Raw genomic sequence first — 23,514 nt, forward strand, 5'->3', positions numbered from 1 at the left:
CGCTGATTCCGGTGAATCGTGACGCCCATCACTATCCGGTACGAGGGTTGATAAAACGTTGAAGCCGGACCGATCAGGCGCGAAGGGCGCTGTGCAAGCGCGCGGCGGCGACGGCGCGACGCGCGTCGCGGGCGGGGAGCAGGGCGAGGGCGTGTTCGTGGACGGCGATGTCGTCGGGGGCGCAATCACCGTATGCCAGTGCGTGGTTCGCATCCGGGCTGTTCAGAACCGCGTTGCGCATGGCGACTTCGAGGTAGTCGCGCCATTCGCTGATACCCGGTGTATCCGAATCGGGAAGCAGCGGACCGTGATACAGGCGAACGGCCGTGTCCAGGTCGCCTCGTTCGATGGCGCGCAGCACGTCGACGGCGTCGCAGGACAGGGCAGTGGTGAAGCGGTAGACGCGACTGGTGATCTCGCCGCCGGTGGCGCGGCGCAGGTACGACATCTCCGATTTGAGCGTGCTGGCGCCGACCGCGCGATCACCGTAGACGGCGTAGTGCAGGCGTTCGTGGCTGTAGCCGTCGTCGTCGAGGGCGAGCAGGGTCAGGATCTCGAGGTGGCGTGGCCGCAACCGGATCTGCTGACCGTCACGCATCAACCGGCCGGTGCCGAGACAGGTCAGCCGCATTCCCGCGGGCGCGGGCGCGGCGGCGTGCAATTTCGCTTCGATGGCGCTGGTCATGGTGCGCACGGTGGCCATGGCCAGCGGATGTGAGCGTTTCCAGGTCGTCGACAGGTCGAGCACGCCGAGCAAGGTCCCGTCGGCGGCGCGGATCGGTGCGCAATAACAGACCCAACCGTGCAGTGCCGCGACGAGATGCTCGGCCGAGAACACCGTGTGCGGCTGGTCGGTGCGCAACGCCAGCGACAGTGCGTTGGTCCCCATGTGGGCCTCGTCCCACCGGCCACCCGGCGCGAAGTTCACCTGCTCGGCGCGCCTGCGCATCACGGGTCCGCCATATGTCCACAGAATCGTCCCCGAAGCATCGGTGACCGCCGCGACGTAGCCCGCGTCATCGGCGACGCTGTGCAACTGCTCTTTCAGCTCGGTCACCGGCCCTCGCAACGGCGACTCCGCCCACCGTGGCCCGATATCGGTCTCACTGACCGGCGCGTGATCGCGCCCCGGATCCACGGTCCGCAACGACCGCGACCAGGACTGCGCCACCTCGGTCCGCACCCCCGCCCCCGAAACCCCCACCCCGCCCGGCACCCACATCGCCCACTCCCGCTCCAGCGCAGCCCGCTGCGCGGAAAGCGTGAGCTGCACCATCTCGGTTCTTCCTACTAGACGAACTGGGCGAGGATTCCACATTTCATCATGCCCCAGCGCCACCCGCTGAGCAGCGGTTTCGTCAGGCCGAACTACCCGAGCGTTCGGCGGGGAAGAATCTGGCGCGGCTGCTGCTCTGATCGCGCAGCCGAGTTGCTCATCCGGGCCGGACGGCCCCGGCACCCAGGTCGAAGTGGATGCCGGCCTGCAGCATCGTGGTGGCGGGTAGGCCGATCATGGCGCGGAAGGATTCGCTGAAGTGGGATGGGGTGGCGAAGCCGGCGTCGATGGCGGAGCGGGTGAGATCGTGGCCGTTCACGGCGTTGGTGATCGCGGAGACCATGCGGTTCCAGCGTTGGTAGCCGCGGAACGTGGTGCCGCAGTGCTGGGTGAACAGGTGCAGGAAATGGCCTGTGGACAGGCCGAGGTTCGCGGCGATCTGGTCGGCGCGCAGGGCGTTGGCAGGCTGGTCACGGATCGCGGCGGTGAGTCTGGCGATGCGTGCGTCCGTGCCGAGGTTCGGGCCCGCGACGGCGCGGTTGTAGAGCAGATCCGGGTCGACGACGGGTTGGCCACACAGCTCGACGAGTTCGCGCTCGCGGCGGTGACCGAGACCGAAAGTGCCTGCCGCAGCCGTCATCTCGTCGGCGATCATGGTCGCGGGCGCACTCGACGGGTCGATGAACAACACCAGGATCCACCCCTGGGTGGCAACGACGCGGTGGGCGGTGCGGGCAGGCGCGAAGGAGCTGCCCGTGCGAATCAGACCGCGGGTGGTGTGCACGATCAGCGGTCCGTCCAGGCCCACGGTGAGCATCGCGACCGGCGGCGCGTGCGTATCGGGCCGCAGATCCGGCCCGATGTACCCGATGTGGCCCGGCCGTGTCCACGCGGTCGGCATCCGCGCGCCACCGCGGATCTTCGAACGGGTATCGACGCTCACCCGTACCAGGGTATCGACGTGTCGCCGGGTGTGCCGCGACCGGTGATTCGGGTCGGTGTCCCTCTGGTGGTCATCGGCGATCGACGGCTTCGGGAAGGCGGGGGACCGAGGCGACGAGTTGGCGGGTGTACTCGTGCTGGGGTGAGCGCAGGACCGTGTCGGCCTCGCCGGATTCGACGATCTTGCCGTCCTTCATCACGAGGACGCGGTCGGCGAGGTGGTGGACTACGCCGAGGTCGTGGGAGATGAGCAGGAGGGCGGTGCCGAATTCGGATCGGAGTTCGGCGAGGAGGTCGAGGATCTGGGCTTGCACGGAGACGTCGAGGGCGGAGAGGGGTTCGTCGGCGACCAGGAGGGCGGGGTTGGGGGCGAGGGCGCGGGCGATGGCTACGCGCTGGCGTTGGCCGCCGGAGAGGGTGCGGGGGTGGCGACGGAGCAGGTCGCGGGCGAGGCCGACCGCGTCGAGGATTTCGCGGACGCGCTCGGTACGGGCTTTGCCGCGCAGCCCGACCGTGTCGAGGCTTTCGCCGATGACACGCTCCACGGTGTAGCGAGGGTCGAAGGAGCTGAGCGGGTCCTGGGCGATCAGTTGGGCGGCACCGCGGTGCGGGCGCAATGCCGTGTCGGAGAGCTCGCTCCACGGTTGCCCGTCGACGACCACCCGGCCCGACGACGGTGTGACTAGCCGCAGCGCGAGGCGGGCCGTCGTGGTCTTGCCCGAACCGGATTCGCCGACGATGCCGAGGGTTTCGCCGCCGAACAGGTCGAAGTCGACGTTGTCCACCACGGTGCGGGCGGCCGATCCGGAGCCGTAGGTCTTGCTCAGGTCGCGGACCGAAAGTACGACCCGGGTGTTGTCCACCGAACGCGGGGGCAGCAGCTCACGCAGGTCGATTTCGCTTGTCCGCGTGCATGGTTCGGCGCGAGCTGGCGGCTCCGCTTGCGGCGATCCGGTAGCGACCGGAGTCGGCGATGGGAGGGGTGGCTCGCTGGGCAGCCGTGTTTCGCCGGGGTGGTCAGGAACCGACAGTTTCGAACCGCGGGAAGCGGCTGACGGTACGGCCGCCAGCAGTTTCTTCGTGTACGGGTGCTCCGGTCGGGTCAGTACGTCGAGCGTGCTGCCCTCCTCGACGACCTCCCCATCACGCATGACCAGCACCCGGTCGGCCACCTCGGCGACCACCGCCAGGTCATGGCTGATCAACAGCAGTGCCGTGCCGTCGGCCTTGCGGGCGCGAAGGAGTTCCAGGATCTGTTGCTGCACAGTCACATCGAGTGCGGTGGTCGGCTCGTCGGCGACGATGAGACGCGGATCGCCTGCCAGGGCCGTCGCGATCAGCACGCGCTGACGCAGCCCACCGGACAGCTCGTGGGGATACTGCCGCAGCCGCAGTTCGGGTTCGGGGACGCCGACATCGGTGAGCAGTCGCACGCTGCGGGCGGTGAGCGCCTGCCCGCGCAGGTCGGTCAGCGCGCGTTGCGCTTCGCCGAGTTGGCTACCGATCGAGTACAGCGGATCGAGGGAGACCAACGCGTCCTGGAGCACGAATCCGATGTCGCTGCCGCGGATTCGCCGCCACTGCCGCTCGCGATGACCGCGCGCGTCCTGCCCGAAGAGTTCGAGACGGTCGGCTCGCACGCCGGCGCCAGGGCCGGCCAGGCCGACCAGCGCGCGTGCCGTCACCGATTTGCCCGACCCGGATTCACCGACGAGGGCGACGGCCTCGCCCGGCTCGATCCGCAGATCGATGCCGTGCACCACCTCCTTGCCCGCGAACCCGACCCGCAGATTCTCGACCGCGATCAGACTCATACCGATGGCCTTCCGTCGTAGTGCCGCTGCCAGTGCCGGCCGAGCGAGCTCACCGCGATGACCGTGGCGGTCACCGCCACGCCGGGCAGCACCGCGATCCACCAGGCATTGCGCAGATAGTTGCGTCCCTCGGCGAGCATCGCGCCCCATTCCGGTTCCGGCGGTTGCGGACCCATCCCCAGAAAGCTCAGACCGGCCGCGCCGAGAATGGCGGTGCCGAGGCCGATGGTGGCCAGGATGGGGACCTGCGCGACCGCGTGCGGCAGGACGTGGCGCCGCACCAGCGTCGCTCTGGTGAGCCCGAAGGTCCTCGCCTGTTCGACGTACCCGGACTCCTGCACGACGAGGGTCTGCGCGCGCACCACCCGGGCGAACCGGGGGATCGAGGCGATGCCGAGCGCGAAGATGAGGTTCGTGGTGCCGGGGCCGGTGAACGAGATCAGGACCAGCGCGAGCAGCAGATCGGGGAACGCCGAGACCACGTCGAGGAATCGGGTGATCAGCTCGTCGAGCGGCCCGCGCGCCAATCCGGACAGCAGGCCGAGCGCCGTGCCCGCGACGACCGCGATCGCGACAGCGGTGATGCCGATGAGCAGCGAGTAGCGCGCGCCGTGGATGACCCGGGTGAAGACGTCCCGCCCCAGGTGATCGGTACCGAACCAGTGCCGCGCACTCGGCGGTAGCTGGGCGGCGAGCGGATCGGCCGCGAGCGGGTCGGCGCCGGTCAGCAGGGCGGGGGCGAGCACCGCGATCGCGACCAGCCCCACCGTCAGTGCTGCGATGGCTACGCCGGGTGATACCGCGAAACCTCGTGCGCGCTGGCTGATTCGGTCGACCGCTGCGCGCGGAAGATCCGCGATCGTCATCACGCCGCTCCTTGCCGGCAGCCGGGTCGTGAATGTGAAGATGGTGCGCGACCGGCGGTGCGCCGCGATTCGATGGCAGTCATCGTCGCCCTCCATTGCGTGAGTCGCGGCGCAGACGCGGGTCGAGCCACAGGTAGAGCAGATCGACCAGCGTGCTGATCACGACGTAGACGAACGCCGAGAGAATCGCCACGGCCAGCACGACGGGCAGGTCCTGCGCGAGAACGGCTTCGACGGTCACCCGTCCCAGTCCGGGGCGGCCGAAGACCTCTTCGATGATCACCGCCCCGCCGAGTAGTCCGCCGACCAGCCAGCCGGTCAGGGTCACCGCGGGCAGGGCCGCGTGCCGCAGACAGTGCCGCCGCCGCAACGCGCTCTCGCTCACCGACCACGACCGCACCGTCACCGCGAACGGTTCGTCGAGCGCGCGCTCGAGCCCGTCGCGCAGCACCTGGGAGATCACCGCGCCCAGCGACAGACCGAGCGCGAGTGCGGGCAGGACCAAGGCCGACAGTCCCTTGTTCGCCGCCACCGGGAAGACCTTCAGCTGAAAGCTGAACACCGACAGCAACACGATGCCCAGCCAGAAGGAAGGCGTCGAAACAAGGGCCAGTTCAACAGCATTCGCGATGGACCGCGATCGCCGCCGCTGTGCCGTGCTCGTGGCGACGACCACCGCGAACACCAGCGCCACCAGCAACGCGGCGCCGGTCAGCGCCAAGGTGGGACCGGCTTGCGAGCCGATGACTTCCGACACCGGCCGCTGCAACACATAGGAGCGCCCGAAATCCCCGTGCGCCACATTCCACAGGTAGCGGGCGTACTGGACAACGGCCGGACTGTCGAGACCCCATTCGGCGCGGATGGCCGCCTCGACCTCCGGGGTGCGCTGCTGTTCGCCGAGCAACACGTCGACCGTGTCGCCCGGCGCCAGCCGCACACCGAGGAACGACAGCGTGGTCGCACCCCACAGCACGCCGAAACCCGTGATCACCCGCAGCACAATCCGTTTGGCAGTGCCGGCGCGAGCACCGCGGTCGCTGTCCGCCGTGGCGGTCACGACGTCCGGTGCGATCGCTTCCGTCGTCATCGGCGCCTATCCACGATCGACCCAGATGTCGTAGGCGTTCTCCGCGAGCTGCTTGTACGGACGGTATCCCGCGCCGTACACGTGGGCTCCCGTCGCGATCTGGTTCTCGGGAATGTAGAGCGGCAGACCGTAGGCCTTGTCGACGATCGCGAACCGCTGCAACTGCGCATACTGCTTCGCCCGCTCGGCGGGGTCGGTGGTCGAGGCGGCGGCCCGCAGCCAGGTGGACAGTTCGGGATCGGTGGCGCGGCTGTAGTTCAGCGTGCCCAGCGGCGTCGGCGGGTACCAGTGGTTCTCGATGTCGATGCCGCCGGTGATGGTGTCGGAGTTGGCGATCGACCCGAAGGCGTTCTTCTTGCGGAGCTCGCTGTAGGTGCCCAGGTCGACGTAGGACAGCTTCAGATCGATGCCCGCGTTCTGCTTGGCCTGTGCCTGCACCGCCTGCAACAGCACCTCACGCTGATCGCGCACCGTCGACTGGGCCTGCACCAGTTCGATGGTCAGCCGCTGGCCGTCCTTGGTTCGGAACCCTTCGGAATCCTTGGCCGTCCAACCGGCTTCGTCGAGCAGCCGGTTCGACGCGGCCTTGTCGGCGCCGTAGGTGCCCTCGATGCTCTTGTCGTAGAACAGGGTGTCGACGCTGGAGGCGATACCCCAGCCGCGGGTGCGCTCGCCGCGATAGATCGACTGCAGCACCGCGTTCACGTCGACGGAGTTGTTGAGCGCCTTGCGGACTCGTTCATCGGTGGCGGGGCCGGAGGTCGCGTTCCAGTACAGCGTGTACGGGCTGCCGTTGTTCAGCCCGGTCGAATAGGTGAAGTCGGGGTTGTCCCGGAACAGCGCGGCATCGTTGCCGGAGACGCCTTCGATGAGGTCGACCTGACCGGAGGTGAGCGCGCCGGTGCGCACCGACGACTCGGGCAGGAAACGGTAGGTCACCTCGTCGAGGTAGGCCGGACCCTGATGCTTCGCGCTCTGCGGCGCCCAGTTGTAGTCGGGGTTCTTGCGGAAGTGCAGTTCCTGACCCTTCACATAGCGGTCGAGGATGAACGGACCGGTCCCCGTGATCTCCGGCCCACCGGCCTTGAGCTGCGGCTTGTCCCACGCGGCCGAGGAGATGATGGGGAAACCGGCGGCGAAGTCGAGGAACGGCGCGTACGGGTCCTTCAGGGTGAACACCACGGTGCGCTCATCGCGGGCGGTGACCGCGGCCAGATGTGACAGCGGCCCGGCGGACCAGCCGCCGGAATAGGACACATCCTGCATCGTGGTGAAGTTGCGGGCCACGGCGGTCGCGGTGAGCGGATTGCCGTCGGTGAACTTCACGCCCTCGCGCAGGGGGAAGGTGTAGGTGAGTCCGTCGGGCGAGATCTCGTGACCGGTGGCCAGCCACGGGACGAAACCGCCCTCGGTCGTGCGAGACAGGAGCGACTCGAAGACGTTGCGCAGCATCAGGTGCGTATTGCTCTGGCCGTTGAGGTGCGGGTTCAACGTGGTCGGCTCGGTCTCCACCCCCCACGTCAACGAGCCGCCGCTGACCGGTTGCGCCGATTCTCTCGCGGTGGTGTCCGTGCCACCACACGCGGTCGCCAGCACGGCCACCGCCGATACCAGAGCTGTGGCAAGTAGTCGCCGATGTCGCATCACAGCGCGGCGCCCCTCTCTTCGATGAGAAACAGTGATTGAGCTGTGGTGACCACGGCGCCTTCGGCCGCGGTCACGGTGACGATCCCCGCATGGGTGGCGGTCAGTTCGTGTTCGAGCTTCATGGCCTCGACCACGCCGAGCAGCTGTCCCTTCTCGACCGGGTTGCCCGATTCGACGTGGAGCTGCACGAGAGTGCCCGGCATGGGCGAGCGGATCTCGGGATCCGTCGCGGTCGTGCCGAGCGAGCGGTATTCGGCGTAGCGCACCTGCCGGGAAACCCCGGCTACCTGGCAGGTCCAGCCCTCGCCGTCGCGTCGTACGACGCAGGGGGTCGAGCCGACCGCGATCGTGTCGCTGTCGGTTCGTCGAGCGGTGACGCCCACCTCGGTCGTCTGCCGGGTGTCGGCGCTGCGGTCGGTGGTCTGCGCAGCGGGGCCGCTCGGGTCGAGGGTGTCGGCGCGCACGAGCACCGCGTCGCCCTCGTAGCCGCCGACTCGCACCGTGACCGCGCGCCCGTCGACCGACAGGTCGAGACTGCCGAGGTCGCGATCGGCGGGATCGAGCCAGGCTCGATCACCCCCTGGCGCACCGGTCGACCAGGGGGTCGCGCGGTCGGGTGCGGTGAGCGCGGCGGCCACCGCGAGGGCGCTGAGCTCGTCGGGATCGCCGAATTCGGCGACCGGGTCGATCCGGTCCAGGTAGGCGGTGTCGTGCTCGGCCGCCGCGACGATCGGGGCGGCCAGGACGCGGGCGACGAAACCGAGGTTGGTCGAGATGCCCTGCCAGCGAAGGTCTTCGCAGGCCCGGCGGGCCGCGGTGAGCGCGTCGTCGCGGGTGGCGCCGGTCGCGACGAGTTTGGCGATCATCGGATCGAACCCGCCGGTGACGTCGAGGTGGCGGGCGAAGGCGCGTTCGACGCGAACATCCGGCCAGTGGGTGACCTCGAGCCCGCCCGGGCACGGCAGGAACGACCGGAACGGGTCCTCGGCATACATCCGCACCTGCACCGAAGCGCCCGAGTAGGCGATCTCGGCCTGGTCGGCGGGCAGCGGTTCGCCCGCGGCGACCCGCAATTGCCACTCCACCAGGTCGAGACCGGTGATCTCCTCGGTGACGGTGTGCTCCACCTGCAATCGTGTGTTCATCTCGATGAAGAAGAACTCGTCACCGACCAGCAGGAACTCGAACGTGCCCGCGCCCACGTACTGCAAAGCCTTCGTGCCCTGCACCGCGGCGGCGAACATCGCCGCGCGCACCGCCTCGGGAATCCGTGGGGCCGGTGCTTCCTCGATCACCTTCTGATGCCGCCGTTGCAGCGAGCAGTCACGATCGAAAAGGTGGACGGCGTGGCCGAATTCGTCGCCGAAGACCTGCACCTCGATGTGGCGTGCGCGCTCGACGTACCGCTCCAGATGCAGGCGGCCGTCGGCGAAAGCCGCTGTCGCGGTGCGTGAAGCCGACGCCAGTGCCTCGCGCAGCCCGGCGGCCGAGCGCACCACCGACATGCCCTTGCCGCCACCACCGCCCGCGGGCTTGACGATCAGCGGGTACCCGATGTCGGCTGCCCCGCCCACCAGGGCATCGAGGTCGTCGCTCGCCCGCACGGTGCCGGGCAGCACGGGTACACCCGCCTCGGCCATGACCTGGCGCGCGGAGGACTTGTCGGCCATCGTCTCGATCACCCGCGAACTCGGGCCGGCGAACACCAATCCGGCCGCCCGGACCGCACGCGCGAAATCGGCGTTCTCGGACAGGAATCCGTATCCGGGATGCACCGCGTCACAACCTGTTTCGGTCGCGGCGCGCACCAGGGCGTCGATGTCGAGGTAGCCGGTGGGCCGGGTGGTCGCGGATTCGCCACGCGTCGAGCCGTTCGACGTATCGGCCCTGGTGGCCGCGGCGTCGCGGCTGTCACGCTCGGGCAGCGCGACGGTCGACACCGCCGCCGCGTGATAGGTGAGCGACCGGTCCGCCGCCACGCTCACCGTCACGTACTCGATGCCGAGGCGATCGCAGGTGCGGGCGATCCGGGCGGCGATCTCGCCCCGGTTCGCGATGAGTAGCCGGGAGATCACAGCCGGAACACCCCGAAGTTCGAACCCGAGGGTTGCGGCCGATCCCAGCGCTCGTGCGCCAGCGACAGGCACCGCGCCAACCACGAGCGGGTGTCCTCCGGTTCGACCACGGCGTCGATCCACATGCGGGCCGCGATGTAGGTCGGCAGCGATTGGCGCTCGAAACTGTCGATGATCGGCTGCTTGATGGCGGCTTCCTCGGCGGCGCTGAGCTCCTTGCCCTCGCGGCGCAACCGGTCGCGCTTGAGGATCGCCATCACCGCCGCCGCCTGCTCGCCACCGACCCCGGTGGAGCGGGCATTCGGCCACATCGCCATGAACTGGCCACCCATCGACCGCCCCGACATCGCGAAGTTGGCGGCGCCGAAACTGCCGCCGATCACCAGCGAGATCTTGGGCACCGTGGCGCACGAGACCGCGTTCACCATCTTCGCGCCGTGTTTGGCGATCCCGGCGCGCTCGTACTCCTCGCCGACCATGAACCCACTCACGTTGTGCACGAACAACAGTGGGATGCGGCGCTGTTCGCAGATCTGGATGAAGTTGGTGGCCTTGAGCGCGCTGTCGGGGAAGATCACGCCCTGGTTCGCGATGATCCCGACCTCGTAACCCGCGACCCGGGCGGTCGCGCACACGATCGTGATGCCGTAGTCCTTGCGGTACTCGACCCACGAGGTGGCATCGACCACGCAGCGCAGAATCGCGCGGACGTCCATCTCCTTCTTGGTGGTCGCCGGAATCAGATCCGGCAGTCGCGCCGGATCATCGGCGGGCTCGAGCGCCTCGAAGGCAGGCGGATGCACGCGGTCGCCGGGGGTACGGGACACGATGTCGCGCACCATCGCCAGCGCTTCCAGCTCGTTGGCCGCGAGATGGTCGGCCACCGCGGTGTCGCGCACGTGCAGATCGGCGCCGCCGAGGGTCTGCGCGTCGACCACCACGCCCGTGGCGGCCTCCACCAGCTGCGGTCCGCCGAGGAAGACGGTGCTCAGATCCTTGACCATCACGGTCTCGTCGCTCATCGCCGGGATGTAGGCGCCGCCCGCTGTGCAGATGCCGAGCACGGCCGAGATCTGCGGCAAGCCGAGGGCCGACATCTCCGCGATATTGCGGAACATCTTTCCGAGGTGTTCCTCGTCGGGGAAGATCTCCTCCTGCAACGGCAGGTAGATACCGCCCGAGTCCGCCAGATACACGCACGGCAGGCGGTACTCCCTGGCCAGCTTCTGCCCGCGCAGATGCTTCTTGATCGTGAGCGGATAGAAGGTTCCGCCCTTCACGTGCGGGTCGTTGGCGAACACCATGCACGGTCTGCCGTGGATGGTGCCGATGCCGACGATCAGCGCGGCGGCGGGCAGATCGGTGTCGTAGACCTCGTGCGCGGCGAGGCGACCGATCTCCAGGAACGGCGTCCCCGGGTCCAGAATGCGGTTGACCCGTTCGCGCACAGGCAGTTTGGCGTCGCCGTGGCGGCGGCGCGGCGCCACGATCTCGGCGGTGTGGTCGCGCAGCAGGGCGCGTTGGGCTTCGAACCCGAGGGTGTTCTCGATGACGGCGGTCATGCTGGTAGTTCCTCCCGGTCCTGATGCGCGGCGAGGCTCGAGCTCAGGGTGTCGGCGAAGCGGCGGATCGTGTCGGGGTCCAGATCGGCCCGCAGCATCAGGCGCAGGCCCGCGCTGCCACGGCGGATGATCGGGAAGAACACCGGCGAGGTGTAGAAACCGGCGTCGAGCATGTCCCGAGCCACGGCGACGGTGACGTCCTCGCGGCCGATGCTCACGAATCTGATCGGCAGGCCGTCACCGGCGAGGTCGGTGTCGACCAGCGAGTCGAACAGGCGAACCCGCTCCTGGAGCGCGACCTGGAGCCGATCGACGGTGCCGTCGTCGTGGAGGTCGCACGCGGCGATGATGGCGCCGAGTCCGGCCGTGTTGACGCGCTGCGACCACATCAGCGGGCCGCTCGTGCGCAACAGGGTGGGTGTACGCGACGCGTCGCCCGCCGCGCCGAAGAAGATCACGCCGCCGCTGGCGCCGAAGCCTTTGTTGAGCGAGGCGATCACGAGGGTCCGTTCGCGCCAGCCCTCGTAGGCTCCGAGAACATAGCCGCGGCCGTGGCTGCCCAGCGTCGAAATGCCGTGCGCCTCATCGAAATACAGGAACAGGCCGTATCGATCCTGGAGCCGGTGCAACTCGGCGAGCGGTGCGCCGCCGCCGGTGCTGTAGACCCCGTCGGCGACATAGGCCACGTGCGAATGGCTGCGGCACAACTGTTCCAAGGCGGCGATGTCGTTGTGCTCGATCGTGACCAACTCGGTCTCGTCCGCGACCAGCGGCTTCATCGCGTTCAGGCAGAAGTGCGCGTTCTTGTCGAAGACCACCAGCGGCGGGTGCCCGTCGGTGAGCTCACCGGAGGCGAGCAGCGGCAAGGTCGCCCACGCGGCGGCCGCACACGACGACACGGTGACCGCCTGCGCGTCGAAGGTCCGGGAGAGCCGCTGTTCGGCCTCCTCCAGCAGACCGAGCCGGATGCGCATCCGGGAAATGGAGGAATTGATCGTCGCGGTTTCGTCGAGCCCGCGATGGGCGCCCTCGATGATTCGTGGATCGCTGTCAAGACCGAGATAGGAATAGGATGAGAAGTTGACGATCGTTCGGCCGTCGCGAGAATGGACAATTCCCTCGCGCATATCATCGGCGATGATATCGACCAGTCCGTGGGCGGTGCTGTCGTCCCAAAATGTATTGCTCAGTTGCAACTGCCTGCGGATATTTGCGAATTGGTTTCTGGCCATTCCGTTCATTCCTTTGTTGGCGAGGGTGCGTCAGTTTTCTCGGGCGCCGCGACGACGAGGACGTTCACCGCGGCGAGCAGCGTGATGGCGAGGGACCAGGGGAGCAGCCCGGACAGGGTGGGGCCGGCCAGCGAGGCGATGCCCGCCAGGCCCTGCTGCACCAGCGCGCACCACGAGACGGCGATGGCGGCTCCGGTGGCGAGGTGGCTGACAGCGTGCGCGGCGCTGTTGGGGAACAGCGTCGCCTGGCCGAAGGTCGTGGTGATGTAGCCGGCGAGGAAAATCGGCAGTGCGAGCGCCCTGGGCAGATCGACGGCCCACACGGCGGTGATGAGCACGCAGCCCGCGAGCATGATCGCGGCGCCCTGGCGCATCATGGCGTGCGCTCCCACCCCTCGCACGCGCTGCCGGACGTAGGTCGCCCCGCCGAGGTAGGCAGCGCCGTAGAGGACACCGAACAGGCCGAACACCCACGGCGAGAGCGCGAAACGGTCGGTGAAGATGAACGCGGACTTCTGCTGGATCATCACGATGACGGCGAATCCGACCCCGCCCGCTACCGCGCTGACCACGAAGACGCGGTCGGTGAAAAGACGTCCAGCTGCGCCTTTGTCCCTCGGTCCCGGTTCGCGCCGGGGCAGTGAGATGCGCAGGGCGAAGGCGACCGGCACCGCGGCGAGCACGGCCAGCACGACGAATCCGTAGCGCCATCCCACCGTCGAGGTGACGATGCCGCCGATCACCTGCCCGCCGCCGAGCGCGACGACGAACGCCATCGACAACAGCGCGAGTTGGCGCGCGAGCTCCGCGCCGGTGAACAGATCCTTGATCATCATCCGGCCGACGACCGCGATACCGCCCGCGCCGATCGCCTGGACCACGCGCAGCCCGAGCAATTCCGGAGCGCTGGTGATCAGCGCGAGGCCCGCGCTGGCGAGGACGAAACACAGCCCGGCCGCCACGAAGGCGGGTACCCGGCCGAACCTTTCCGCTGCCCTTCCCCACGCGACCACCGGGAGCGCGGCGAACACCACGAACACGGCCACCGACAGCTGCAGGACGCTGTCACCGGCACCGATGTCGGCGCCGAGCGCGGGCATGCTCGGCAGGTAGATGGTCGTCGCCATTTGGGCGACCGCGACCGCGACACATGCCGTTGTGACAACTGCTCGGCGTGTTGCCGCGGAAGCCGGAATTTCGCCGGTTTCCGCTTGCACAGACAATGCACTCCCCTATGGCCGAGCGAATCACGAAGGATGCTGGATCCGGGTTCTAGGTATACGGCCAGGCGGAGCGGCCGAACACCGTTGCGATCGCGTTGATTTGAGCGTGAAAGGTTAATGATCGATGGCGGATTCGTGACCGCGCGGTGCGTCGCAGCGTGGATGCGAAGAAATTGCCTGAGCACTTCGGGCCGGACGAAAGGCGCGCCCAGCACATGGGGCGCGGCCTGTGCTCGGCGCGTATGGCAGGGTGGAACTTGTGAACCGATTGGCCGGTGCTACCTCGCCCTATCTGCGTCAACACGCCGACAACCCCGTCCACTGGCGGGAGTGGAATGCCGACGCGCTAGCCGAGGCCGCCGAGCGGAATGTGCCGATCCTGCTGTCGATCGGATACGCGAGCTGCCACTGGTGCCATGTGATGGCTCACGAGTCCTTCGAGGACCTCGCGACGGCCGAGCAGATGAACGCCGACTTCGTCTGCGTGAAGGTGGATCGGGAGGAGCGTCCCGATCTGGACGCGGTGTACATGAACGCCACCGTGGCCATGACCGGGCAGGGCGGCTGGCCCATGACGTGCTTCCTCACGCCCGACGGCGCACCGTTCTACTGCGGTACCTACTACCCGAAGCAGCCGCGCGGCGGCATGCCGTCGTTCACGCAGTTGCTCAGCGCGGTGACCGAGACCTGGCGCAACCGGCGCGACGACGTGGACAAGGCCGCGCGGCAGGTGACCGATGCGCTGCAGGCGCAGGCATCGGGACTGCCCGACGCCGAATTCGCCATTGCCCCTGACCTTCTCGACCAGGCGGTGTCCGCGATCGTCGCCGACGAGGACTCGACGCACGGCGGATTCGGTGGGGCGCCGAAGTTTCCGCCGTCGGCGTTGCTGGAAGGACTGCTGCGGCACTGGGAGCGGACCGGCGACCGATCGGTGTTCGACGTGGTCGAGCGCACGGCCGAGGCGATGGCGCGCGGCGGGATCTACGACCAGTTGCGCGGCGGGTTCGCGCGCTACTCGGTCGACGCCGGGTGGCTCGTCCCGCACTTCGAGAAGATGCTCTACGACAACGCTCTGCTGCTGCGCGCCTACGCCCATCTCGCGCGTCGCGCGCCCGTGACTCCACTGGAGTCGTTGCCGCACCGGGTGACCCGGGAAACGGTCGAATTCCTGCTCGGTGATCTCGGGACGGCGCAGGGCGGTTTCGCCTCGGCTCTCGACGCCGATACCCACCTCGAACCGGAGGGGCCCGGCGTCGAAGGCGCGACCTATGTGTGGACGCCCGCCGAGCTGATCGGCGAACTCGGCCCGCTCGACGGCATGTGGGCCGCCGACGCTCTCGGCGTCACCACCGGGGGCAATTTCGAACAGGGCACCTCGGTGCTCACCCGGCACAGCGACCCCGTCGACGCCGATCAGTCGTCGCGTTTCGATCGACTGCGCGCCCAGCTGTTCGAGGCCCGCACCCGGCGCCCGCAGCCCGCCCGCGACGACAAAGTGGTCACCGCCTGGAACGGCATGGCCATCACCGCGCTCGCGGAATCCGGTGCGGCACTGGAAGAACCGTCGTGGATCGCCGCCGCCGTGCGGTGCGCCCGCTACCTGCTCGACGTCCACCTCGTCGGCGGGCGGCTGCGCCGCGCCTCCCTCGACGGTGTCGCGGGCGCCCCGCCCGGTGTTCTCGAGGACTACGCCTGGTTCGTCAACGGCCTGCTCGCCCTCTACCAGGCCACCGGTGAACCCGACTGGCTCGCCGCCGCACAACTGTTGCTGGACAACACGATCGACCACTTCGCCGACGCCGAACGCCCCGGCAGCTGGTTCGATACCGCCGACGATGCCGAAACCCTGGTCGCCCGTCCCCGCGACCCCGTCGACGGTGCCACCCCCGCCGGCGCCTCCGCCCTGGCCGAGGCCCTGCTCACCGCCTCGGCGCTCGCCGATCCCGACCGCGCGATCCGCTACCGCGAACTCGCCGACCAGACCCTGGCCCTCGGCGCGATCCTGCTGGCCCGCGCACCCCGCACGGCGGGCAACTGGCTCTCCGTCGCCGAAGCGGCGGTCCGCGGTCCCTACCAGGTGGCCATCGCGGCCACCGAAAAGACCTCCACCGCAATGGAACTGCTAGCCGCCGCCCGCGCATCCGCGCCTGGCGGCTCGATCATCCTCGCGGCCCCACCGAACACCGCCCCGCTGCTCACCGACTGTCCCCTCGTCAACGGCACCCCCGCCGCCTATGTCTGCCGAGGCTCGGTCTGCGACCTCCCGGTCACCGACCCCGCCGCGCTGACGGCGTCGCTTCGGCGGTAACGGGCCTGAGTCTCACTGTCTCGGTGAGATGTCGGTCCAGGTCCGGGTTCGGCCGGGGATTCCGCGCAGCCGTAAGTCCTTGTAGCGCTTCCACTTGGCGCGTTCGGCGGGGGTCGCGGCCTGCCAGATCGCATCGCTCACCAGCACCCGCCGTGGCGCTTCCTTCGCCACCGTGGTGAGGCGGGCCGCCTCGTTGACCGCGTCGCCGATGACCGTGAACTCGAGGCGGGTGTCGGCGCCTACGTCGCCCGCGAACACCTGTCCGCGGGCGACGCCGATGCCGACGTCGAGTTCGCCGGTGGCGACTACTTCGTCGCGGATGCGGCGCGCGGCGCGCAGGGCGGGGGTGGCGTTGTCCTGGAGGGCGGAGGGGGCGCCGAAGATGCACAGCGCGGCGTCGCCGGCGAATTTGTTCACCAGGCCGCCGTTGTCCTCGGTGGCCGCTACGACGGTGGCGAGCAGCCGGTTGAGTTTGTGGACGAAATCCTCGGGGGCCATTTCGGCGGAGAGCTGCACCGAGCCGGTGACGTCGACGAACAGCGCCGAGACGATGCGCACATCGCCGGTGAGATCGCTGCTGCCCGACAGGGCGCGTTCGGCCACCGTGGAGCCGACGTGCCTGCCGAACACGTCCTCGGTGTGCATCTGGTCGCGCAGGGTGGCGGCGAGTTCGTTGACGGAGTGTTCGAGGCGGCCGATCTCGCTCGCGCTGCCGACGGGCACCCGCACATCGAGTTCGCCGCGGGTGATCCGGTCCAGCGCCCGGTACATCGCGCGCATCGGCGTGGCCACCGAGCGCGCGAGCAGGGCGGTGGCGAGGGCGCCGACGCCGAGCGCGACGATCGAGAACAACCACGCCGCGCGCACTCGATCGGATGCGGGCGTGGTCGTATCGCTGAGGACGACGATGATGATCAGCCCCGGCAGCGCACTGGATACCGCCCAGGTGACGAGCACCCGCACCAGCACGGTCGAACTGGGGTGCACGGTCGGCCCGAGCACCGCGGTGATGATCGGCACGGCCGGGCGGATCAGGCGGTCCAGGATCAGGTAGATCGCGCCCGCCGCCTCCAGCCCGCCGAGGGTGAATCCGGCCAGCAGCACGGTGATGTTGTGATAGTCGGTGAACCGGTCCACGAGCCAGACGGTCAACGCGACGCCCGGTGTCCACAGGATGATCGCGCGCAGGGTGATCGCGGCGGGCAGCCGGATCAGGACTCGCGCTTCCTCCGGCGTCGGTTTGCGGTTGTCGTCGAGCCAGCGCATATAGCGGCGCCGGTCGTAGAGCGCGATCCCGATCCCGAGGCAGAAGGCGAGGACCGGGTAGATCAGGATCAGTACCGCCGCGTCACTCCAGTCGTCGCCGATCCGGGTGAACACGCCACCCGCCCAGCTGACCAGGAAGATGGCCGCGACCCCGACCATGTTGGCGGTGATGACTACCAGCGCGAGTCCCCAGTAGGACCGCAGCGCCCACCGGACCAGCCGGTTCACCGCGCACGCCCGAGCCCGGCGCCCGAGGACGCCCGGGCATCACGAGCTGCGCTGACGGGTGACACAACTACCGAGCATAGAAGGCGCCCGGGTCGAGGCGACGCGCACGCGCCGTTCAGCCGAGTACGACCAGCCAGATCGCGAGGTAATGGCACAGTGCCGCGACGACCGTCGCGGCGTGGAAGAACTCGTGGTGCCCGAAGTCGGGCCAGGGGTTGGGCCACTTGGTCGCGTAGAGAACAGCCCCCACGCTGTAGATCACGCCACCGATCGCGAGCAGCACCAGCGGCGCCACGCCGACGTTGTGCAGCAGCTCGGGGATCACCGGCACGATCGCCCACCCCAGCAGCAGGTACAGCGGCACCCCCACCCACGCGGGCGCGGTCGGCCACAACAACTTCAACGCGATCCCGGCGATGGCCCCCGCCCACACCACGACCAGCAGGATCTGCCCGGTCCGCCCGGGCAACCCGAGCAGCGCGAACGGCGTGTAACTGCCCGCGATGAACAGAAAGATCATCGAATGGTCGGCCCGCTTCATCCGCACTCGCGTGCGCACGCTCGCCCAGGTGACCCGGTGATACACCGCGCTCACCCCGAACAGCGCGCACACCGAGATCCCGTAGAGCAGCGTCGACCAGCCCGCGGTCAACGACGTGAGGAACCCGAACACCACCAGTACGGTCACCGCGACAGCGGCGACTCCGACCGCCCACGTATGGATCCAGCCGCGAAAGCGCGGCTTGATCACCGTGGCGATCTCAGTCAGGACATCGTCCACGTAACCTCCCGAGCCAAAACCTACGGTACCGTAGGTTACCGTCCTCAGGTTACGGCAAACCCTGGGGAGGCGGGGGCGCGAGGCGGTCCAGGCGTAGGGTGCGGCTGTGGAGTTTCTTGGTCGGGTGCGTGGATTGCCGTACCGCATCTACGAAGCCAGGCTGTCGCAGCAGCTGGCAGACAAGCAGCACCCTCGCCACGTCGCCGTCATGTGCGACGGCAATCGACGCTGGGCGCGTGAGAACGGGTTCACCGATGTGAGCCACGGCCATCGCGTCGGCGCGCTGAAGATCGCCGAGCTCGTCGGCTGGTGCTCCGACCAGGGCATCGAGATGGTCACCGTCTACCTGCTCTCCACCGAGAATCTGCGCCGCGACCCCGAAGAGCTCGAGACCCTGTTCGAGGTCATCACCGATGTCGTCGAGGAACTGTCCGCCCCGGAGCAGAACTGGAGTGTGCGGATCGTCGGGTCGCTCGAGGGGTTCCCCGAGCTGATCGCCAAACGTCTGCGGGTGGCCGCCGAGCGCACGAGCGGGCGCGATGGCGTGCACGTGAATGTCGCGGTGGGTTACGGCGGACGCCAGGAGATCACCGACGCGGTGCGCTCGCTGGTGCGCCAGGAGATCGCCTCGGGCGAGTCGGGTGAGGATCTGGTGCAGTCGATCACGGTCGACGCGATCGGCCAGCACCTCTACACCTCCGGTCAGCCGGACCCGGATCTGGTGATCAGAACATCTGGCGAGCAGCGACTTTCGGGATTCCTGTTGTGGCAGAGCGCGTATTCGGAGATCTGGTTCACCGAGGCGTATTGGCCGGAGTTCCGGCGTGTCGATTTCCTGCGCGCACTAAGGGATTACGCGGCGCGCCACCGCCGTTTCGGCGTGTGATGGCGTAGCCGTCGCGTACTCTGCGGTCAGTGGAACCCGGACAGCCTTCTTACATCAGTTATGAGGAATTCGGCAGGCGTTTCCTGGAATACGCCGTCTCCGAGCAGCGCATCGCCGACGCGTTCAGCCAACTCACCGGAGCCGCATTCGATTTCGGGCCGATCGGGGTGGGGCCGGGCCGACTGGCGAAGGTCACCGCGCAGGTGGAGCTCGGGCAACCACGCATCGTACGTTTCGTCGACGCTTTCATCTCCTTCGAACTGACCATTCCCCTGCACGTGGATCTGGTTCTCGATCTGGCGGTCGACCGGTCGCGGTTCCGGGTGGACGGCACCGTGCATCTGCACCTCACCGCGCGCACCGCCGACCCGCTGCGGGTGGTCATCGATATCGCCGAGCCGCGTCCCGGCGACGTGCGGGTCAACGTCGCCAGCAGCTCCAAGCGCGGTGAGTTGCTGCGGGTGCTGGCCAGTGTCGACCACGAGATCCGCCGGTTCGTCGCCCGGTACGTCGCTCAAGAGATCCGCAAGCCGGAGATCGCGGCTGTCCGCAATATCGACGTGGCGACCAGGCTCGACGCGGCCTGGACGTTGTAGCGGAGTAGGCCCGATTCGGCGCGGCCCCGGGCTAGGCTGCTGCGCGAGACCGGGCCCGACGACACATTGCAGGGGTGTGAGCTGTGGGAATTGCGACGAAGACGAGCGGATGGCGTGCGCGGATCGCGGTGCTCGGTGCCGTGGCGGTCGTCGCGGGCTGCGGTGAGGTCGACCAGCCCGCACCGCCCCGGCTGACGCCGGCCGAGGAGCAGGCCGCGAAGGGCCCGGTGTTCGCCTATCGCACCGATGCCGAGCTGGCGGTGGTGCGCGGCGGCGAAACCGTGCGGGCGCCGGGCAGTTTCGGCTATTCGTCGGCCGCGGTGGCGTTCACCAGGGACGGGCACTACGCCTTCGCGGTGGAGAGCGGTAGCAAGACGCTGGTCGCGGTGGGTGTGCGCGACCGGTCGGTGACCCGCATACCGTGTGACTGCGCCAACGCGGTGGCGTTGCGTGGTTCGGTGGTCGGCTGGTGGCGGGAGCCCGGCGAAATCATGAGCATGGACCTGGCCGGTTCCGAGCCCGCTGCGCCCGAACGCGAGATCGTCCTGCCGGATTCGCCGAGTCCGCTCACCGGTGGCGGGTGGGGCGGGGCCGAACTGGTGGCGGCCACCGACGAGTTCGTGCTGCTGGCCCGGGTGGAATCGCGCGGCCTGTGGTGGGAGAAGAATCACCTCTACGCCATCGGCGCCGATGTCATCCTGCCGCTGGGCCGGGTGCCCGGCATCGACGCCGGACTGTCGGCCGCCGCCGGTCCCGATGGGCACACCTTCGTGCTGGCCGGGGCCACCGCGCGCAGCGCGACCTGCGGCAGCGGCAACGTGGCGACCATCGACGCCGCCACCAACGGCGTCCTGGCCATGCCCACGCTGCCGGGTGAGTGCTCGGCGGCCTACAGCCCGCGCTGGAGCGCCGAGGGTTCGATCACGATCGCCACCCGCAAGTGGGCCGACCTCGCGGGCGCGCCGAGCACGGTCGACCGGATGCAGTTGGCGGCGCAGGGGTGGGCGCCGGTCGGGGAGTACCCGGTGGTCGACATGCTCCCGCGCAAACAGGCGCAGGAGCCGATGTTCGAGGTGGTCGCCGGTGAGCCCACCGACGCGCGCGGCACGCCGCATGGCGTCCTGGTCGTCCACCAGGGCGAGGACACCACGGAAGTGGCGACGCAGGTCGTCTCGTTGGGCTCGCCGACGGCCACCGGCTGAGCGGTGCCGGCGGGCGAGCCGATCAGAGTTTGCGCAGCCGCAGCCTGTTGATCGTGTGGTCGGAGTCCTTGCGCAACACCAAGGTCGCGCGGGGGCGCGTCGGCAGGATGTTCTCCACCAGGTTGGGCCGGTTGGTCGAGTGCCAGATATCGCGCGCGGCCGCGGTGGCCTGTTCGTCGTCGAAGGCCGCGTAGTGGTGGAAGTGCGCGTCGGGGTCGGCGAAGCCGGTCTTGCGCAACGCGAGAAAGCGCTGCACATACCAGTTCTCGATGTCTTCGATGCGGGCGTCGACATAGATGGAGAAGTCGAACAGGTCCGACACCATCAGTCGCGGCCCGGTCTGCAGCACATTCAGCCCCTCGACGATGAGAATGTCGGGCTGACGAACACAGTGTTTCTCGTCGGGCACGATGTCGTAGGACTTGTGCGAATACACCGGCGCGCACACCTCTTCGGCGCCCGACTTCACCTCGGTGACGAATCGCAGCAGCTTGCGCCGGTCGTAGCTCTCCGGGAAACCCTTGCGGTGCATGATGCCGCGACGAATGAGTTCTGCTGTGGGATACAGGAATCCATCGGTGGTCACCAGATCGACCCGGGGGTGGTGATCCCAGCGCGCCAGCAGCGCCTGCAGCACGCGCGCGGTGGTCGACTTGCCGACCGCGACACTGCCCGCGACACCGATCACGAACGGCACCTGCTTGTCGGGATGCTTCTCGCCGAGGAAGGTGGCGGTGGCGGCGAACAGCCGCTGCCGGGCCGCGACCTGTAGATGGATCAACCGGGCCAGCGGCAGATAGACCTCGGCGACTTCGTCGAGGTCGATCTGCTCGCCGAGACCGCGCAGGCCGGTCAGCTCGTCCTCGGTCAGTACCAGGGGAGTCGACTTGCGCAGTGTGCGCCACTGGCTTCGATCGAACTCCACATAGGGGCTCGGTTCACTCATCCGCGCCACCTACCCGACCCTCCGTCCGGGCGCATCCGCACAGCTTGGCTGCCCGTCTGGTGAGATCCGGGATAACTCTGACCGCATAGCGAGATTGTGCTCCGTGCTCGCTGCCCGCGCGCAACAGGGGGTTTGGCTACTGGTCGGTAACCAGCGACAACGCCGAGGTAAGACACCATTTTCCGATCGACCACGTAAGGTCGGGCGGATGGGGTCACATCCACTTGTCACCGAATACCTGCGCCTGGGTTTGGCTTTCGAACGCCTCGAAGAGGGGTTCGTCGACGCCTACACCGGCGACCCGCAGTTGCGCCGCGATGTCGAGAACGCGGCCGTCCCGGTGCCCACCGAGCTGGCCGGGCGCGCGGTCGATCTGCGCGCCGCCCTGCCCGATGCCGGGCTCTCGGCGCAGCGCACCGAATTCCTCGATGCCCACCTGGTGGCGATGGAATGCTCGGCCCGCAAGTTCGCCGGTGAGCCGATCGGCTTCGTCGACGAGGTCCGCGCCTACTTCGACGTCGACATCGCACCGGGCGACCCCGACGACTACCGCGAAGCGCACCGGCAGATGGACGAGGTGCTCGGCGGCGACGGACCGCTGGCCGAACGCGCGGCCGCCTACCGTCGCGGTGACGAGATCCCCCCGGAAAAGCTCGGTGCCTGTGTCGAAGCGTTCTCCAGTGCGCTGCGCGAGCGGGTGCGCGACCGCTATCCGCTGCCCGACAACGAGCACGTCACCTACGAGGTCGTCGGCGACAAGCCGTGGTCCGGCTTCAACTACTACCTGGGCAATTTCGCCTCGACGGTCGCGATCAACTCCGACCTCAAACAGCACATGGGCAACCTCCCCGCGCTCATCGCGCACGAGGCCTACCCCGGCCACCACACCGAGCACTGCCGCAAGGAGGCCGGGCTGGTCGCGGCGGGCGAGGACGAGCAGACGCTGTTCCTGGTCAACACCCCGCAGTGCCTGATGGCCGAGGGCCTCGCCGACCTGGCCCTGCGGTCGATCGTCGGGCCCGGCTGGGGAGTCTGGGCGCAGGAGATCTACGCCGACCTCGGCCTTCGCTTCGACGGTGAACGGGCCGAACGCTTCTCGACCGCGTCGGCGAAACTGCTGAACGTTCGTCAGGACGCCGCGCTGCTGCTGCACGATCAGCATCGCAGCGAGGACGAGGTGGCGTTGTTCCTGCAGCGGTGGATCCTGGCGACGCCGGAACGGGCGCGCCAGTCGCTGCGGTTCCTGTCCTCGCCGCTGTGGCGGGCCTACATCAGCACCTATGTCGAGGGTTACCGCCTGCTCGGTGGGTGGCTCGACGGCGCGGTCGACGCCCAGGATCGGGTCGAGCGGTTCGGGCGTCTGCTCGACGAGCCGCTGACGCCGGGGGCGATCCGGCGGATGGGTGTCGCTACCGGATGACGGCGTGGCGGCCGGGGTTGAACAGCGAGTTCGCACGTTCGACGGCTATCGAACCTGGTCAGACGGGCTGTGACCCTGATCTCTCCGGTAGCGGCTCGGACGGTGTTGCGGTATCCCCGTGCTCGGCTCGCACACGGTCGGCAATAGACTC

Annotated in this window: 18 protein-coding genes; 5 read left to right on the plus strand and 13 right to left on the minus strand. The window is 68.6% G+C overall.

Going from position 1 to position 23,514, the window contains the following annotated elements; all coding sequences use genetic code 11:
- Positions 1 to 73 precede the first annotated feature (73 nt).
- The 10 genes from ACFWFP_RS22110 to ACFWFP_RS22155 form a co-directional block, all read right to left on the minus strand.
- A complete protein-coding gene (locus ACFWFP_RS22110) occupies positions 74 to 1,276 on the minus strand; it encodes a transcriptional regulator (protein ID WP_379297872.1) in 1,203 nt (400 codons plus the stop codon).
- 157 nt (positions 1,277 to 1,433) lie between these two features.
- Positions 1,434 to 2,219, minus strand: a complete 786-nt coding sequence (locus ACFWFP_RS22115) for a helix-turn-helix domain-containing protein (protein WP_379297874.1) — start codon at positions 2,217 to 2,219, stop codon at positions 1,434 to 1,436.
- A gap of 70 nt (positions 2,220 to 2,289) precedes the next feature.
- Positions 2,290 to 4,032 (minus strand): dipeptide ABC transporter ATP-binding protein, encoded by a 1,743-nt coding sequence (locus ACFWFP_RS22120; RefSeq protein WP_379297875.1) that lies wholly within the window; start codon positions 4,030 to 4,032, stop codon positions 2,290 to 2,292.
- Entirely contained in the window at positions 4,029 to 4,898 is an 870-nt protein-coding gene (locus tag ACFWFP_RS22125) for an ABC transporter permease (RefSeq protein WP_379297877.1), read from the minus strand. Before ACFWFP_RS22125 ends, ACFWFP_RS22120 begins: the two co-directional genes overlap by 4 nt.
- Positions 4,899 to 4,977: 79 nt before the next feature.
- Positions 4,978 to 5,988, minus strand: coding sequence for an ABC transporter permease (locus tag ACFWFP_RS22130; RefSeq protein ID WP_379297879.1), 1,011 nt, complete (start codon positions 5,986 to 5,988; stop codon positions 4,978 to 4,980).
- 6 nt (positions 5,989 to 5,994) lie between these two features.
- Positions 5,995 to 7,590: an ABC transporter substrate-binding protein gene (locus ACFWFP_RS22135; protein ID WP_379297881.1), complete on the minus strand. Its 1,596-nt coding sequence runs from the start codon at positions 7,588 to 7,590 to the stop codon at positions 5,995 to 5,997.
- Positions 7,591 to 7,631: 41 nt separating this feature from the next.
- Positions 7,632 to 9,710, minus strand: coding sequence for an acetyl/propionyl/methylcrotonyl-CoA carboxylase subunit alpha (locus ACFWFP_RS22140; protein ID WP_379297883.1), 2,079 nt, complete (start codon positions 9,708 to 9,710; stop codon positions 7,632 to 7,634).
- A complete protein-coding gene (locus ACFWFP_RS22145) occupies positions 9,707 to 11,272 on the minus strand; it encodes an acyl-CoA carboxylase subunit beta (protein ID WP_379297885.1) in 1,566 nt (521 codons plus the stop codon). Before ACFWFP_RS22145 ends, ACFWFP_RS22140 begins: the two co-directional genes overlap by 4 nt.
- On the minus strand, positions 11,269 to 12,513 hold the full coding sequence (locus tag ACFWFP_RS22150; protein WP_379297887.1) for an aminotransferase class I/II-fold pyridoxal phosphate-dependent enzyme: 1,245 nt from the start codon (positions 12,511 to 12,513) through the stop codon (positions 11,269 to 11,271). Before ACFWFP_RS22150 ends, ACFWFP_RS22145 begins: the two co-directional genes overlap by 4 nt.
- Complete coding sequence (locus tag ACFWFP_RS22155; RefSeq protein WP_379298347.1) at positions 12,510 to 13,721, minus strand: MFS transporter; 1,212 nt, start codon at positions 13,719 to 13,721, stop codon at positions 12,510 to 12,512. Before ACFWFP_RS22155 ends, ACFWFP_RS22150 begins: the two co-directional genes overlap by 4 nt.
- Positions 13,722 to 13,986: 265 nt before the next feature.
- Between ACFWFP_RS22155 and ACFWFP_RS22160 the strand changes: the two genes are divergently transcribed.
- Positions 13,987 to 16,038, plus strand: a complete 2,052-nt coding sequence (locus ACFWFP_RS22160; RefSeq protein ID WP_379297889.1) for a thioredoxin domain-containing protein — start codon at positions 13,987 to 13,989, stop codon at positions 16,036 to 16,038.
- Positions 16,039 to 16,050: 12 nt separating this feature from the next.
- Here ACFWFP_RS22160 and ACFWFP_RS22165 read toward each other — a convergent pair whose 3' ends face one another.
- Together ACFWFP_RS22165 and ACFWFP_RS22170 are read right to left on the minus strand one after the other, a co-directional pair.
- Positions 16,051 to 17,532 carry an adenylate/guanylate cyclase domain-containing protein gene (locus tag ACFWFP_RS22165; RefSeq protein ID WP_379297891.1) on the minus strand — a complete coding sequence of 494 codons (1,482 nt, stop codon included), beginning with the start codon at positions 17,530 to 17,532 and terminating at the stop codon, positions 16,051 to 16,053.
- A 115-nt stretch (positions 17,533 to 17,647) separates the two neighbouring features.
- Complete coding sequence (locus ACFWFP_RS22170; RefSeq protein ID WP_379297893.1) at positions 17,648 to 18,313, minus strand: hemolysin III family protein; 666 nt, start codon at positions 18,311 to 18,313, stop codon at positions 17,648 to 17,650.
- A 106-nt stretch (positions 18,314 to 18,419) separates the two neighbouring features.
- On the opposite strand from ACFWFP_RS22170, the gene ACFWFP_RS22175 reads away from it, so the two are divergent.
- The 3 genes from ACFWFP_RS22175 (at position 18,420) to ACFWFP_RS22185 (ending at position 20,997) form a co-directional block, all read left to right on the plus strand.
- On the plus strand, positions 18,420 to 19,199 hold the full coding sequence (locus ACFWFP_RS22175; protein WP_266293063.1) for an isoprenyl transferase: 780 nt from the start codon (positions 18,420 to 18,422) through the stop codon (positions 19,197 to 19,199).
- Between the two features lie 29 nt (positions 19,200 to 19,228).
- Positions 19,229 to 19,795: a hypothetical protein gene (locus tag ACFWFP_RS22180; RefSeq protein WP_379297895.1), complete on the plus strand. Its 567-nt coding sequence runs from the start codon at positions 19,229 to 19,231 to the stop codon at positions 19,793 to 19,795.
- Between the two features lie 83 nt (positions 19,796 to 19,878).
- Positions 19,879 to 20,997 carry a hypothetical protein gene (locus ACFWFP_RS22185; RefSeq protein WP_379297897.1) on the plus strand — a complete coding sequence of 373 codons (1,119 nt, stop codon included), beginning with the start codon at positions 19,879 to 19,881 and terminating at the stop codon, positions 20,995 to 20,997.
- A 22-nt stretch (positions 20,998 to 21,019) separates the two neighbouring features.
- Here the strand turns inward: ACFWFP_RS22185 and coaA are convergent, their stop codons facing one another.
- The gene (gene coaA / locus ACFWFP_RS22190; protein ID WP_101465876.1) at positions 21,020 to 21,952 is read right to left on the minus strand and encodes a type I pantothenate kinase; all 933 of its coding nucleotides are present in this window, start codon (positions 21,950 to 21,952) and stop codon (positions 21,020 to 21,022) included.
- A gap of 199 nt (positions 21,953 to 22,151) precedes the next feature.
- On the opposite strand from coaA, the gene ACFWFP_RS22195 reads away from it, so the two are divergent.
- Positions 22,152 to 23,363 (plus strand): DUF885 domain-containing protein, encoded by a 1,212-nt coding sequence (locus tag ACFWFP_RS22195; RefSeq protein ID WP_379297898.1) that lies wholly within the window; start codon positions 22,152 to 22,154, stop codon positions 23,361 to 23,363.
- The last annotated feature ends 151 nt before the right edge of the window (positions 23,364 to 23,514 follow it).

It is taken from the genome of Nocardia sp. NPDC060249 (genome assembly GCF_042728755.1).
Taxonomy (GTDB): Bacteria; Actinomycetota; Actinomycetes; order Mycobacteriales; family Mycobacteriaceae; genus Nocardia.